Raw genomic sequence first — 13,961 nt, 5'->3', positions numbered from 1 at the left:
GGGGAAAAGCAGGGCTGCGAACAGACGCACCCCGTCTCACCCTAGAACCTAGCCCCTAGAACCTAGAACCTAATAGAGTCCGCTCAGATCCTCCGCCGGCTCCTTCTTCGCGGGCGGCGGCGTCGTCGGGGGGGTCGGGGCGGTCGAGGGCGGCAGGCCGGCGGCCTCCTCCTCTTCGCGGCGCAGGATGTCGTTGTAGTTCTGCGGGCCGGTCGGAACCTGCGGACGGGGCGCCTGTTCCTCGCGGCGACGCTCGGTGCCGGGACGGAAGGCCTCTTCGATGCCGTTGACGGTGCGGAAGACCGCGTTCTTGGGCCGGACGAACGGACGCGCCGGGCGCTTGCGCAGGGCGACCTGCATGAAGTCGTTGAACACCGGCACCGGCCCGGTGGCGCCGGTCTCGCCCGAGCCCAGCGGCCGGTTGTCGTCGAAGCCGATGAAGACGCCGACGACGATGTCCGACGAGAAGCCGACGAACCAGGCCGAGCGGTACTCATTGGTCGTGCCGGTCTTGCCTCCCACCCAACGGCCCAGGCCGCGGGCGCTGGCGGCGGTGCCGCGCTGGACCACGCCTTCAAGCATGGACGAGATCTGATAGGCGGTGATCGGGTCGATGACCTGCTCGCCGCGTTGCTCCAGCTTCGGCGACTCCTGGCCGCTGAAGGCCCGGTCGCAGCCGCGGCAGGCGCGGTCGTCGGCGCGGAAGATGGTCTCGCCGTCGCGGTCCTGGACCATCTCGATGAGGTAGGGATCGACGCGGCGACCGCCGTTGACGAAGGCGGCGTAGGCTGCGGTCAGGCGATAGGGAGTGGTCTCCCCTGCCCCAAGCGACACCGACAGATTGGGCTGCAGAGTGTCCGAGACGCCCATCCGCTTCGACAGGTCGACGACGTTCTTCATGCCGACGGCCTGGGCCAGGCGGACCGTCATGACGTTGCGCGACAGCTCCAGACCGCGGCGCAGGGTCTGCGGGCCGTAGTACTCGCGGCTGTAGTTCTCAGGGCTCCAGCGGGTGCCGTTCGGGCCGCCGGCGAAACTGATCGGGGCGTCCAGCACGATCGAGGCCGGCGTGTAGTCGCCCTCCAGCGCCGTCGCATAGACGAACGGCTTGAAGGCCGAACCCGGCTGGCGCTCGGCCTGGGTGGCCCGGTTGAAGCTGGACAGCGAGTGCGAATAACCGCCGACCATGGCCAGGACCCGGCCCGACTGCGGCTCGATGGCCACCATGGCGCCGTTGACGGCCGGAACCTGCTTCAGGGCGAACTGGCCGCCGCGGGCCTCGACGAAGATCAGGTCGCCGCGCTTCAGCGGACGGTTGGCGTTGGCCCAGGCGGCGTCCTCGGCGATCAGGGAGCCGGTGTTGCCGTCGCGGGCGGTCCGGATGCGCACATTGTTGCCGGCGACGCTTTCGATGGCCGCGGCCTGCCAGGCGCGACGCTCGGGCGGACGCGTCTGGTCCAGCGCCTTGGCCTGCCAGCCCTCGGCGAAGTCGGTCGTGCCCCACGCCCCGCGCCAGCCATGGCGACGGTCGTAGTTCTCGAGCCCCTTCATCAGGGCGTCGCGGGCGGCCGATTGCAGCTCGGGATCGAGCGTGGTGCGCATGTAATAGCCGCCGCGGTTGACCTCCTCGCGGCCGAAGCGGGCGATGGCCTGGCGGCGCGCCTCCTCGACGAAGAAGTCTGCGTCGGCGTACTGGGCCCGGCGCGGCGCGTCCTGGGTGACCAGCGGCCGGGCGCGGGCCTGCTGCATCTGCTCCTCGGTGAGGAAGCCGTTCTGGGCCATCTCGCCCAGCACCCAGTCGCGACGGCCCTTGGCCGCGGCCGGATGGCGCTTCGGATGGTAGTTGTTCGGCCCCTTGGGCAGGGCCGCCAGGAAGGCCGCCTCGTCCGGCGTCAGCTGATCCAGCGACTTGCCGAAATAGTTGTAGGCCGCCGCGGCCACGCCGTACGAGCGATAACCGAGGAAGATCTCGTTCAGGTACAGCTCGAGGATCTGCTGCTTGGACAGCGTCGCCTCGAGACGGTTGGCCAGGATGGCTTCCTTGACCTTGCGGTTGATGCTGCTCTCGTTGGTCAGCAGAACGTTCTTGGCGACCTGCTGCGTGATGGTCGAGCCGCCCTCGAGGCGGCGCCCCGAGACCGCGTTGAAGACGTTCTTGAACATCGCCCGGCCCAGACCGGATACGTCGACGCCGCCGTGGCTGAAGAAATTGCGATCTTCAGCGGCCAGGAAGGCCTCCACGACCGGCTCGGGAATCTGTTCGTAGGAGACGTAGATCCGGCGTTCGTCCGAGAACTCGCCGATCAGGGTGCCGTCGCCGGCATAGACGCGCGTCGCCGTGGCCGGCCGATAGTCGGCCAGTTCAGACGCGTCGGGCAGGTCGTGGAACAGCCATGCGGCATAGACCGTGACCACCAGCCCGGCCAGCGCAATAGCGCCCAGCAGGGCGACGCCCGCCATGACGAACCAGCGTTCGGCTATCTTCACCATATGCTCCGAATGACGCCCGAAGGGAGGGTTTAGCCCGCGGCGGAGGCCTCCGCCAGAGCCCCCGTGCGACGGTCCAACTCCTGTCGCGCCGCGGCCACGACTTCGGCGTCCATGTCGCCCTGCCCGGCCATCCACCGCAGGTAGTCCAGCGGCGGTTCTGACCACGGTTTGCCGCGGTGCTTGCCAAACGGAATCTTGTTCAGCGTGCGCGGTTCACTGGTCCAGGCCAACATCTGCTCGACGCTCGCCTCCTTCAGAAGGTCGATCAGGATGTGCGCCGTGACCCAAGCGTCCGGCCCGGCGCGGTGTGCCGGATTGGCCATCGCCGGGTCCAGCCGCAGCCCCCGCCAATAGCGCAGAACCTGGTTCGAATGGCCCGGCGACTGGGGCCACACCGCCTTAGAGGCGCGTACGGTGCAGATCCAGGGCAGGCCGCCGGTGGCGGTGTCGGCGATGAAGCCGCGCTCGAAACGGGCGCTGTGGGCGACCATGACGTCCGCGGGGGCCGCCGCGAACATCTCGCGCAGCCGATATTCGTCGCAGTGCGGGTCGGCGTCGCAGAAATCGTCAGGCGTCAGGTGGTGCACCGCCATCGCATGCACAGAGATCTCGCCCTTCGGCCGGAACAGTCTGGTCACCGGCGGCAGGGCGCGCCAGCCCTCTCCGTCGCGCACGACGTCGACGATCCCGACCTCGATGATCTCGGCGGTCCGGTCTCCACCGGTGGTTTCAAGGTCGATGACGCGCAGACGCATGGCGGCCCAGATAATCGCTCAGGGCCGATCATGCACCCCGGATGCGTCAAAAGCGGTCAGTGGGCGCTCGTCGTCCCGGTAGAGGCCAACTGCACTTCGCCCGCCGGCTCACGGAAGTAGCGGTCGATGCCGTCCGCCACGGCCTGCATCATGCGTCGACGGGCCCGGGCGTTGGTCAGCAGTTCTTCGTCTTCCGGATTGGTGATGAAGCCCATCTCCAGCAGGACCGCCGGCACGTCCGGAGCCAACAGGACCGCCAGGCCGGCGTCGCGGTGACTGCGGCGCAGCAGCGGATGGTCCGCCCCCTCCAGCTCGCCAAGCAGCGTCCGGGCCAGCTGGGCCGAACGGTTCTGGGTGGCCCGCTGGGTCATGTCGAGCAGGATGCGGTCAACCGAGGCGTCACGGCCCGGCAGATTGAGGCTGCGCTGCCAGTTGTCGGCGCTGGTGAACTCACGCACCGCCCGGCCCGCCCCCTGTTCCGACAGGGTGTAGACGCTGGCGCCCCGCGTGGCGGGGTCGCCGCCGGCGTCGGCGTGCAGGGAGATGAACAGGTCGGCGCCCGCGGCGCGCGCAATCGCGACCCGGCGATAGAGGTCGACGTAGGTGTCGCTGTCCCGCGTCATGCGCACGCGATAGCGGCCGGTGCGCTCCAGCGCCTGCTTCAGGGTCTGGGCGGCGGCCAGCGTCACCGTGCTTTCGCGCGCATGGACGCCCTGGGCGCCGGGGTCGCGACCGCCGTGGCCGGCGTCGATATAGATCAGGGGCCGCTCCGCCGGCCGCGGCGGCTCAGGCGCCCGGTTCGGCCGCGTCGGGGCCCGCCCGGTGGCCTTCAGGTCGATGACGTAGCGATAGTGGCTGATGCCGTCGCCCGGCGGCAGTAGGAAGCGGCGCTCGATCTCGGCGCTGGTGGCCAGGTCCAGCTCCACCCGCGAGGAGGCGCCCGCCCCGGCGACACGATAGCCGCGCACCAGGCCGACGCCCCGACCGTTCAGGCCAGGCGGCGTGGTCACGCCGGACAGGCTGACGACCACCCGGCCGTCAGCGCCCGTCTGCAGCACCTCGCCGCGCGAGGTGCGGTCTAGATCAACGACCACACGGGTGCGTTCGGCGTCGCCGCCGAAGCGAACGCGCATGATTTCGCCCATGGCTCCGGAGGCCAGGCCGCGCCCGGCCGCCAGCACAGCGACGCAGAAGACCACGGCGGCCACAGCCGCCATCGCCCACTGACGCACGCCCCAATCCGGCGGAAACAGCCGCGTAAGCCCGTTCATCCTCTGCGAAACCCGTTATTCTGACGCTTCCATTATGCCACAGGCGCGTCAGCAACGCGTTAAGGCGAACGCGCCTTTTCATTCACGTTTACGGTGACTATGCTTGATGGGTTCGCGATCGATCGTGTCCCCCGCTCTGGGCTGGACGCGCCCTCCTCGCAGCAATGGCTTTCACTGATCCGAGGATCGACCGGACCCAAGGGCTCCGCTGATCCGACGACGGGCCCCGACGGCGCCTCTGGCGCGAGCGGGTCCAGGACCGACCACGACCCATGGGCTCAAACGCCTGCGCTTTTCTCCGGTCTGATCTGACCGACACCGTCTCCGGCGACCGCCGGGCAGACGGCAGCGCGCCCGCGTCCGCCCGCCTCACCCCCATTCGGCGAGCCGCTTCGCCCGTCAGCCGTGCGCTGACCGGCCGGGCCCGAGCGCGCCAGAAAGAAACACTCCATGTCAAAGACCATGTTGATCGACGCCGCCCACGCGGAGGAGACCCGCGTCGCGATCGTCGAGGGCCGTCAGATCGAGGAATTCGACTTTGAATCCCGCTCGAAGCGTCAGCTCCGGGGCAACATCTATCTCGCCAAGGTCACCCGCGTAGAGCCCAGCCTGCAGGCGGCGTTCGTCGAATACGGCGGCAATCGCCACGGCTTCCTGGCCTTCAACGAGATCCATCCGGACTATTACCAGATCCCGGTCGCCGACCGCGAAGCCATCATGGCTGAAGCGGCGACGGACGAGGATGACCACGACGACCTCGGCCGCGAGAGCGACGACGGCGAGCACGAAGGCGGTCTCGCCGAGGAAGAGCGGCTGAAGCGCCGCCTGATGCGCCGCTACAAGATCCAGGACGTGATCAAGCGCCGCCAGATCCTGCTGGTGCAGGTCGTCAAGGACGAGCGTGGCGGCAAGGGCGCGGCCCTGACCACCTGGCTGTCCCTGGCCGGCCGCTACTGCGTGCTCATGCCCAACACCGGCAAGGGCGGCGGCATCTCGCGCAAGATCACCCAGGCCTCCGACCGCAAGCGCCTGAAGGCCGCCGCGGCCTCGCTGGCCGTGCCGCAGGGCATGGGCCTGATCATTCGCACCGCGGGCGCCAAGCGCACAAAGGCCGAGATCAAGCGGGACTACGAATACCTCCTGCGTCTGTGGGAGACGATCCGCGAGACCACCCTGCGCTCCAACGCGCCCTCGCTAATCTATGAGGAAGAAAACCTCGTCCGCCGCGCCGTGCGCGACATGTTCGACAAGGACTTCGACGGCATCCAGGTCGAGGGCGTGGAAGGCTTCAAGGAAGCCCGCGACTTCATGCGCGTGCTGATGCCGGCCCAGTCCAAGAAGGTGCACCTGTACCAGGGCGCCCGGCCGCTGTTCGCGTCCAACGGCATCGAAGAGATGCTGACCCAGATCCACCAGCCGACCGTGCCGCTGAAGTCGGGCGGCTATCTGGTTATCAACCAGACCGAGGCCCTGGTCGCCATCGACGTCAACTCCGGCCGCGCCACCAAGGAGCGGAACGTCGAGGCCACCGCCTTCAAGACGAACATGGAGGCCGCCGTCGAGGCCGCCCGCCAGCTGCGTCTGCGCGACCTCGCCGGCCTGATCGTCATCGACTTCATCGACATGGATGAGTCGAAGAACAACCGGGCTGTCGAGAAGGCGCTGAAGGACGCATTGGCCAAGGATCGCGCCCGCATCCAGATGGGCCGCATCTCGGGCTTCGGCCTGATGGAGATCAGCCGCCAGCGTCGTCGCCTCGGCGTGATCGAGGGCGCCACCGAGGCCTGCCCGCACTGCCAGGGCGCCGGTCGCATCCGTTCGGCGGAAAGCGCCGCCCTGATGACCCTGCGCGCCGTCGACATCGAGGCCGGCAAGCACGGCGCCGGTTCGGTGACCCTGCGCGTCTGCACCGCGGTCGCCCTCTACGTCCTGAACCACAAGCGCGACTACCTGCAGCGCCTGCTGGACCAGCGCGGCCTGAACGTCGTCATCCAGATCGATGACAGCCTGGCCCAGGGCGAGCACTCGATCGAGCGCACTGAGACCAACGAGGACTTCACGCCGCCCGAGCGCCCCGAGACCTTCATCGATCTCGAGGACGACTTCGACGACAGCGCCTACGAGGAAGAGGAAGCGGACGACGAGGAAATCTTCGACGACGAGGACGAGGAAGACCTCGAGCGCGAAGACACCGACGACGACGAGCCTCGCGAGCGCTCTGAGCGCGCCGACGGCGAACGCGGCCGCGGCCGTGGACGCCGCCGTCGGGGCGGCGGTCGTCGCGACGAGCCCAACGGCGAGGCCGTCCCCGGCCTGGCCGCCGCCGCCACCGCTGAAGACGACGATGACAGCGAAGCCGGCCGTCGCCGCCGTCGCGGTCGTCGCGGCGGGCGTCGGGTCCGCGAAGAGGGCGGCGCCGAGCGCGATTCCTTCTTCTGGGTGCGCGGCCGTACGCCGTCGCTTGACGATCCCTATGTCTGGTTCGACCCGATCAACCCCGGCCCGGCTCAGCCGCGCTCGGCCCCGGCCGCCGTCGCCCCGCAAGGCGACGTCGACGAGGTCGTCGGCGAGCGTCCGGAAGGCGAGATCGGCGGCGAACGCGGCAACCGTTCGCGCCGTCGTCGCGGTCGCGGTCGCGGCCGGGATCGCGGTTCGGAACAGGGCCTGACCCACGAGGTCAAGGTCGAGACCCGCGCCACCAACGAAGGCATGCCGCCGGACGGCTCGCCGGACACGCCGATGGCTGTGGTCGTCGAGCCTGAAGTCGACGAGGTCGCTCCGATCGCTCTGCCCGAAGAGCCCAAGCGCCGCCGCGTGCGTCGCAAGGCCTCGGCCAGCGCCACCGCGGACTCGGCCTTCGAAACCGCTGTCGAGCCGAACGAAATCCACGCCGAAGCCGAGCCGGCCGTGATCGACGTCACGCCCGAGGAGGCCGCCGAGGCCGAACCGGTCGTCGAAGCGGCTCCGGAACCGGAACCGGCGGCGGTCGTCGAGCCCGTCCCGGCGCCCAAACCCGAGGTCGACGTTGCCTCTCTGATCGCGGAAGATCCCAATCAGATCAGCGCACCGCCAGAGAAGCCGAAGCGCGGATGGTGGCGCCGTTGAAAGGCCGTGATTAGATAGTGACCATCGAGGCGGGGGGCGTCGAGTGTATGTGGAGTTCGCCATGTCCTGGCTGACGAGACACGCCGCCCGCCTCTTTGGCGCTGCGACCGCCGTCGGCTTGGCGCTGGCGACCGCGTCGCCCGCCGCCGCCCAGTCCGCGATCCGCGACACCGAAATCGAGACCATCGTCAGCGAATGGTCCAACCCGGTGTTCTCGGCCATGGGGCTGGAGCCGTCCGAAGTCGAGATCCTCCTGATCAACGACAACGACCTCAACGCCTTCGCCACGCGCGGGCGGATCATCGGTCTGAACACCGGCCTGATCCTGCGGACACGCAATCCCAACGAGCTGCTCGGCGTGGTCGCCCACGAAGCCGGACACGTGAAGAACCGCCACACCCTGCGCGACGGGGCTCAAAACGCCGGCATGCAGCCGATGCTGATGACCATGGCGCTCGGAGCCTTGGCCATCGCCGCCGGCGCCCCCGACGCCGGCGCCGTCCTGCTCGGCAACAGCCAGTATTTCGGCACCCTCAGCGCCCTGCGCTACATGACCCACCAGGAAGGCGAGGCTGACAACTCCGGAGCCCGCGCGCTCGAGCGCGCCGGCGAATCCGGCCGCGGCCTGGTCAGCTTCTTCGAGAATTTCCGCTCGCAGGAAGTCTTCTCCGACGCCCGCCGCTACCCCTATTTCCGCAGCCACCCGCTGTCCTCGGACCGGATCGAGAACCTGCGCCGCTTCGTGCAGGAGCAGCCGCACTACGATCATCGCGACAGCCCCGAGCGAATGGCCCAGCACGCCCTGATCCTGGCCAAGATCCACGCCTTCATGGATTCGCCGAACCAGACGCTGCGCGACTTTCCGGAGAGCGACACCTCCCTCCCCGCGCGCTACGCCCGCGCCATCGCCTGGTACCGCGACGGCCAGACCGACCGCGCCCTCGCCGCCGTCGACGAGTTTCTCGCCGAACAACCCGAGAACCCGTACTTCTGGGAGTTGAAGGGTCAAATCCTGTTCGAGGAAGGTCGCCCTAACGAGGCCATCGGCGCACACCAGCGCTCGGTCGAGATCAAGCCGGACGCGCCCCTGCTGCGCATCAACCTGGCCCACGCCCTGATCGAGACCAATGATCCGGCCAAGCTCGACGCCGCCGTCGACCAGCTGAAGCGCGCCACGGCCATGGAGAACGACAACAGCATGGGCTGGCGCCTGCTGAGCCAGGCCTACGCCAGCCAGGGCAAGGAGGGTGAAGCCCGCCTGGCCTCGGCCGAGATGTATTTCGCCGCCGGCGCCGAGCAGCAGGCCACCCAGTTCGCTCTGCGCGCCCGCGACATGCTCGAGCCGGGTTCGGCGGAATGGACCCGGGCCATGGATATCGTCTTCGCCTCCGGCGCCACCCAGGCTGACGTCGACGCCATGGACGAGCGCTACGAGCGCCGCCGTCCGACCGTCGTCGTACCCGCCGGCGGCTGATTTCTACCCCTTTCGCCTACCGAGAGACCGCATGACCGACGCGCCCCAGCCGACGCCCGACGCTACGCCCGAGACCAAGCCTTCGCCGTTCCGCCGCTACCTGACCGGCGACCGTGCGGGGACGTCGGCGCTGGCGGTCGCGGCCCTGGCCCTGGTGGTTGCGGTCGCCCCCTACGCCCGCGGGACCGACTTCGACAGCCGCGTTCGCGCCTATCTGCTGCGCAATCCCGAAGTGCTTCAGGAAGTCAGCGACGCCCTGAACGCCAAGGCCCAGCAGCAACAGCTGGTCGACAACCACAAGTCCGCCCAGGACATCACCGCCCGCGTCGCCGCCAATCCGGCCCTGCTGGCCATTGATCCGCAGGACCCCAGCTTCGGCCCGGCTGACGCCAAGGTCACCGTGGTCGAGTTCTTCGACTTCCGCTGCCCGGGCTGCAAGGCCACCGCGCCCGAGGTGCTGCGCCTGATGCAGGCCCACCCGGACGTCCGCTTCGTCTTCAAGGACTGGCCGATCCTCGACCGCGGCCCCGACGGCGTCTCGCACCACGCCGCCCGCGCCGCCATGGCCGCGCACCAGCAGGGCAAATACCTGCCGGTCTTCCAGGCCCTGATGGCCGAGCCGGACCTGTCCGAAGAGGCCATCGAGCGCATCCTGGCTGAGCACGGTGTCGCCCTGCCCGCCGCGACGGCCGCCATGTCAGGACCGGAAATCGCCCGCCAACTGGCCGACATCCAGACCTCGGCCACGGCCATGGGCCTCGTCGGCACGCCGACCTTCTTCGTCAACGGCAAGGCCAGCGCGACCATCGAACCGCGCGAGATCGACAAGGCGATCCGCGCGGCCAAGGCCTCCTAGCCGGACCTAGGCCAGCTTCAGGTCCATCTCGCCGCCGATCCATTCGATCCGCGAGCGACGCAGCGCCTCGGCCGCCGCCGTCTCATCGCCCAGCGCCGCCTCGGCGCGGGCCAGGACGAAGTAGCTGTAGGGGTCGTTCGGCCAGTCCTCGATCAGCTCCAGCACCTTGGCGCGCGCCGCCGCGGCGTCGCCGGACGCCAGCAGGGCCGCGGCCAGGCTGCGGCGGGTCGGATACCAGATCACCGGCGGATCGCCGCCCTCCTCGCCCGAGGCCTGGATCTCGGCGGCCCGGGTGAAGGCCGCGATCGCGGCGGCGTGGTCGCCCTCGATCATCGCCGCCCGGCCCTCCAGGATACGTTGCGACAGCTCCGTGAAGACCGACTGGTCATCCGGCTTCGGCTCGGTCTTGAAGCCGGCGCTGGCGCGCAGTTCGGCGATGGCGCGCGCCTCGGCCCGCACGGCCGCCGCGTCCTCCGCCCGCGCCGCCGCCTCGCCCCGCGCATAGCGCCAGCTCACGCGCAGCATCGGCAGGGCCGCCGCTGGCTCCTTCAGCGCCGCGATCTGCGCCGGCGAGCCGAACCGCCCGTAGACGGCGTAGGCGTTGTTGGTGACCATCTGCCGCCAGACGTTGTCCGGCGACGGATCGGGATAGGTCCGCAGGAACCAGTCGGCGAGCTTGATACCCTCCTCGGCCCCGCCGGCCATCAGGGCCCCGCCCATGCCGAAATGGACGTTGTGGCCGTGCAGCGGCATGCCCTTCACCCCGCCGGGCGGCCGCGCCTGCTCGTCGTAGCTCAGGTCCAGCGCCACGGCGTTGACGTTGGACATCATGGCATCTCGGTATCGTCCGACGCGATAGAAGGTGTGCGACGGCATGTGCACCAGGTGGCTGGCCCCCGGCGCCAGGGCCGCCAGCCGCTCGCCATAAGGAATGGCCTTGTGCGGGTCGTCCGACCATTCGGTCAGGTGGATGTAGAGATGGATCGCCCCCGGATCGTCCGGGCTCTTCGCCAGCGCCTGCTCCAGGATGGTCATGGCGCGCGTGATGCCCGGGTCGGCGGCCTTGCCGTCATCGTCCCACCAGTCGTCGACCTTGATCATCCAGGCGTCGGCGGTGATCGCCGCCACGGCCACGTCGTCCGGATTGGCGCGGGCGATGCGGTCCATACCCTCCGCGAAGCGCCGGGCGCGGGTGGATTTGACGCCCGAATAGCGCTGCACCAGGGCGTCGATCATCTGCCGCTGCATCGGTGTGGCGTCGCGGGCCAGCCGCCGCGCGTCTCGCGCCGCCTTCAGCGCCGCCCTCTGGCTGGCGTCGTCGTTGCCGCCGCCGTTCAGGTTCGCCCCCAAGGCCCAGGCCTCGCCCCAGGCGCACATGCCGCACTCCGGATCCAGCAGCCGCGCCTTCTGGAAGGCCCGCACGGATTCCGAATGCTGAAAGGCCCAGCGCAGCTTCACCCCGTGATCGAACCAGGCCTGGGCCAGCGGGCTGTCGGTGTCGACCTGGAAGCCCCCGGTCCCGAAGCCGTCGACCATGACCATGTCGGCCACGGGCGCCCCGTCGAGCGCCGACCCGCCCGGTCCGCAGATCTGCGGCCGCTCGATCAGATCCATCACGTCCCGTTCGGTCGTCGAGTCGGCGACCGCCGAAGGTCCGAACAGGATGGTCGCCCCGGCGACGCCGCATAGAAGCCAGCCGCGCATGTCGTCTCTCCCCATTCCCCGGGGGACACAATGACCTAGCCGTGGATGGAGGCCAAGCGACGCTTCTTCCCTGACGTCGAAGGCTCCATACTTCCGAATCCATGCCCATCCGCCGCCTCCCCCCCGAAACCGTCAACCGCATCGCCGCCGGCGAGGTGGTCGAGCGACCGTCCAGCGCCATCAAGGAGCTGGTCGAGAACGCCCTGGACGCAGGCGCGCGCCGGATCGAGATCCAGGCCGACGGCGGGGGCCTCAGCCGCATTCTGATCGCCGACGACGGGCACGGCATGGCCGCCGACCAGCTGGCCCTGGCGGTCGAGCGCCATGCCACCTCCAAGCTCGAGCCCGATGACGCCGGCGACGTCGACCTGCTGCGCATCCACACCCTCGGCTTCCGTGGCGAGGCCCTGCCGTCGATCGGCTCTGTCGCCCGCCTGACCATCACCAGCCGGCCCAAGCCAGAGAACGGGGAAGCTCCCGGCGACGCCCATTCGATCACCGTCGAGGGCGGCGACCAGCGCCCGGTGGCCCCGTCCGGCTTCCCCGGCCCCCACGGCGCAAGGGTCGAGGTCCGCGACCTGTTCTACGCCACGCCCGCCCGCCTGAAATTCATGAAGTCCGAGCGCTCGGAGGCCATGGCCATCTCGGACGAGATCAAGCGGCAGGCCATGGCCCACGAGGGCGTCGCCTTCACCCTAGACCTCGACGGCAAGACCACCCTGCGCCTGCCCGCCGAACATCCGGGCGACGCCGGCCGACTCAAGCGCCTAGCCGCCCTGCTCGGCCGCGACTTCGAGGCCAACGCCCTGCTGATCGACCAGGAGCGCGACGGCGTGCGCCTGTCGGGCTACGCCGGCCTGCCCACCTATTCGCGAGGCAACGCCGCCCACCAGTACCTGTTCGTCAACGGCCGCCCGGTGAAGGACCGCCTGCTGCAGGGCGCGCTGCGCGGCGCCTATGCCGACTTCCTGGCCCGCGACCGGCACCCGGCCGCCGTCCTCTTCCTCGACATCGACCCGCTGTACGTCGACGTGAACGTCCACCCGGCCAAGGCCGAGGTGCGCTTCCGCGACCCGGCCCTGGTGCGCGGCCTGATCGTCGGCGCCCTGCGCCACGCCCTCGCCGCCGCCGGCCACCGCGCCTCGACCACGGTCGCCGCCGACGCCCTGGCCGGCTTCCGCCCGCACACCGGACTGCCGGGGGTCGAGGGGCGAGGGGCGAGGGTCGAGGGGTTCAGCGACATGGCGCAAGGCTGGTCCGGCTGGCAGGCCTGGGCCGCCCCAGCGTCACAATCCGCCCAGATCATCCCCGGCCTGAACGACCGCAGCGCGCGCGTCGAAACCCTCGACCCTCAACCCTCGACCCTCGACCCTTCCCTCGATCCTCGCCCCTCGCCCCTCGCCCCCGCCGAGATCGACCTCCCCCTCGGCGCCGCCAGGGCCCAGCTGCACGGCACCTATATCGTCGCCCAGACCCGCGACGGCCTCGTCGTGGTCGACCAGCACGCCGCCCACGAGCGTCTCGTCTACGAGCGGATGAAGGCCCAGATGGCCGCCGGCTCGGTCGCCCGCCAGGCCCTGCTCACCCCCGAGGTGGTCGAGCTCGACCCCGCCGACGCCGACCGTGTCGCCGCCCGCGCCGACGAACTGGCCCAGCTCGGCCTGATCCTCGAAGCCTTCGGCGCCGGCGCCGTCCTGGTCCGCGAAACCCCCGCCCTGCTCGGCGACACGGACGTCCAGGGCCTGGTCCGCGACATCGCCGACGACCTGGCCGAACACGGCGCCGCGCTCGCCCTCAGCGAACGCCTCGGCGAGGTGTGCGGGACGATGGCCTGCCACGGGAGCGTCCGCGCCGGCCGCGTGCTGTCAGCGCCGGAGATGAATGCGCTGCTGAGACAGATGGAGGCCACGCCGCACAGCGGGCAGTGCAACCACGGCCGGCCGACCTATGTGGAGCTCAAGCTGAACGATCTGGAGAAGCTGTTCGGACGCCGGTGATCACCCGGAGATCTCTCTCGCCCGACCGGTCGCTATCGTCTGCTCGGCGGCGCGCGCCCGTCGGTTCACGCAGTCGCTATAGGCCGCGACATCCGCATCGTGGCGACGCTTCTCCCAGTCCGATCGGGCCCGGCCCGGCCTCGAGCAGCCCGACCGCCACTCAGGATGGCCTCCGACCAGGACCAGTTCGCCGACCATAGACCGCTGCGACTGCGCCCAGGCCCCGCCGGCTGCAAAACACGCCATGGCGCAGACCATAGCCGCCCCCTTCGCCAATCTGGTACGCATGATGTCCCCCGATGGTTCGAG

The 13,961-nt window shown here is 69.9% G+C and carries 8 protein-coding genes; 4 read left to right on the top strand and 4 right to left on the bottom strand.

What is annotated here, in order from left to right; all coding sequences use genetic code 11:
- Positions 1-69 precede the first annotated feature (69 nt).
- From ASC65_RS02955 to ASC65_RS02945, 3 genes are read right to left on the bottom strand one after another with little or no spacing between them, the layout of a single operon-like run.
- Positions 70-2,490: a penicillin-binding protein 1A gene (locus ASC65_RS02955; protein WP_056449374.1), complete on the bottom strand. Its 2,421-nt coding sequence runs from the start codon at positions 2,488-2,490 to the stop codon at positions 70-72.
- A gap of 29 nt (positions 2,491-2,519) precedes the next feature.
- Entirely contained in the window at positions 2,520-3,245 is a 726-nt protein-coding gene (locus ASC65_RS02950; RefSeq protein ID WP_056449372.1) for an exonuclease domain-containing protein, read from the bottom strand.
- Between the two features lie 56 nt (positions 3,246-3,301).
- Positions 3,302-4,516: an N-acetylmuramoyl-L-alanine amidase family protein gene (locus tag ASC65_RS02945; protein WP_235561379.1), complete on the bottom strand. Its 1,215-nt coding sequence runs from the start codon at positions 4,514-4,516 to the stop codon at positions 3,302-3,304.
- 450 nt (positions 4,517-4,966) lie between these two features.
- On the opposite strand from ASC65_RS02945, the gene ASC65_RS02940 reads away from it, so the two are divergent.
- From ASC65_RS02940 to ASC65_RS02930, 3 genes are all read left to right on the top strand, one after another.
- On the top strand, positions 4,967-7,621 hold the full coding sequence (locus tag ASC65_RS02940) for an Rne/Rng family ribonuclease (RefSeq protein WP_056449371.1): 2,655 nt from the start codon (positions 4,967-4,969) through the stop codon (positions 7,619-7,621).
- Between the two features lie 61 nt (positions 7,622-7,682).
- Positions 7,683-9,095: a M48 family metalloprotease gene (locus ASC65_RS02935; RefSeq protein ID WP_056450399.1), complete on the top strand. Its 1,413-nt coding sequence runs from the start codon at positions 7,683-7,685 to the stop codon at positions 9,093-9,095.
- A gap of 31 nt (positions 9,096-9,126) precedes the next feature.
- Positions 9,127-9,951, top strand: a complete 825-nt coding sequence (locus ASC65_RS02930) for a DsbA family protein (RefSeq protein WP_056449370.1) — start codon at positions 9,127-9,129, stop codon at positions 9,949-9,951.
- A 6-nt stretch (positions 9,952-9,957) separates the two neighbouring features.
- Here ASC65_RS02930 and ASC65_RS02925 read toward each other — a convergent pair whose 3' ends face one another.
- Entirely contained in the window at positions 9,958-11,655 is a 1,698-nt protein-coding gene (locus ASC65_RS02925) for a tetratricopeptide repeat protein (RefSeq protein WP_056449369.1), read from the bottom strand.
- Between the two features lie 101 nt (positions 11,656-11,756).
- On the opposite strand from ASC65_RS02925, the gene mutL reads away from it, so the two are divergent.
- On the top strand, positions 11,757-13,652 hold the full coding sequence (gene mutL, locus ASC65_RS02920; protein ID WP_056449368.1) for a DNA mismatch repair endonuclease MutL: 1,896 nt from the start codon (positions 11,757-11,759) through the stop codon (positions 13,650-13,652).
- The last annotated feature ends 309 nt before the right edge of the window (positions 13,653-13,961 follow it).

It is taken from the genome of Brevundimonas sp. Root1279, assembly GCF_001425945.1.
GTDB lineage: Bacteria > Pseudomonadota > Alphaproteobacteria > Caulobacterales > Caulobacteraceae > Brevundimonas.
This window is presented reverse-complemented; position numbering and strand designations above follow the sequence as displayed.

Excerpts from the sequence above, each read along its gene's own strand:
- ASC65_RS02950 (WP_056449372.1), bottom strand. The coding sequence starts at position 3,245 with ATGCGTCTGCGCGTCATCGACCTTGAAACCACCGGTGGAGACCGGACC.
- ASC65_RS02935 (WP_056450399.1), top strand. The coding sequence starts at position 7,683 with ATGTCCTGGCTGACGAGACACGCCGCCCGCCTCTTTGGCGCTGCGACC.
- ASC65_RS02930 (WP_056449370.1), top strand. The coding sequence starts at position 9,127 with ATGACCGACGCGCCCCAGCCGACGCCCGACGCTACGCCCGAGACCAAG.
- ASC65_RS02955 (WP_056449374.1), bottom strand. The coding sequence starts at position 2,490 with ATGGTGAAGATAGCCGAACGCTGGTTCGTCATGGCGGGCGTCGCCCTG.
- ASC65_RS02925 (WP_056449369.1), bottom strand. The coding sequence starts at position 11,655 with ATGCGCGGCTGGCTTCTATGCGGCGTCGCCGGGGCGACCATCCTGTTC.
- ASC65_RS02940 (WP_056449371.1), top strand. The coding sequence starts at position 4,967 with ATGTCAAAGACCATGTTGATCGACGCCGCCCACGCGGAGGAGACCCGC.
- mutL (WP_056449368.1), top strand. The coding sequence starts at position 11,757 with ATGCCCATCCGCCGCCTCCCCCCCGAAACCGTCAACCGCATCGCCGCC.
- ASC65_RS02945 (WP_235561379.1), bottom strand. The coding sequence starts at position 4,516 with ATGAACGGGCTTACGCGGCTGTTTCCGCCGGATTGGGGCGTGCGTCAG.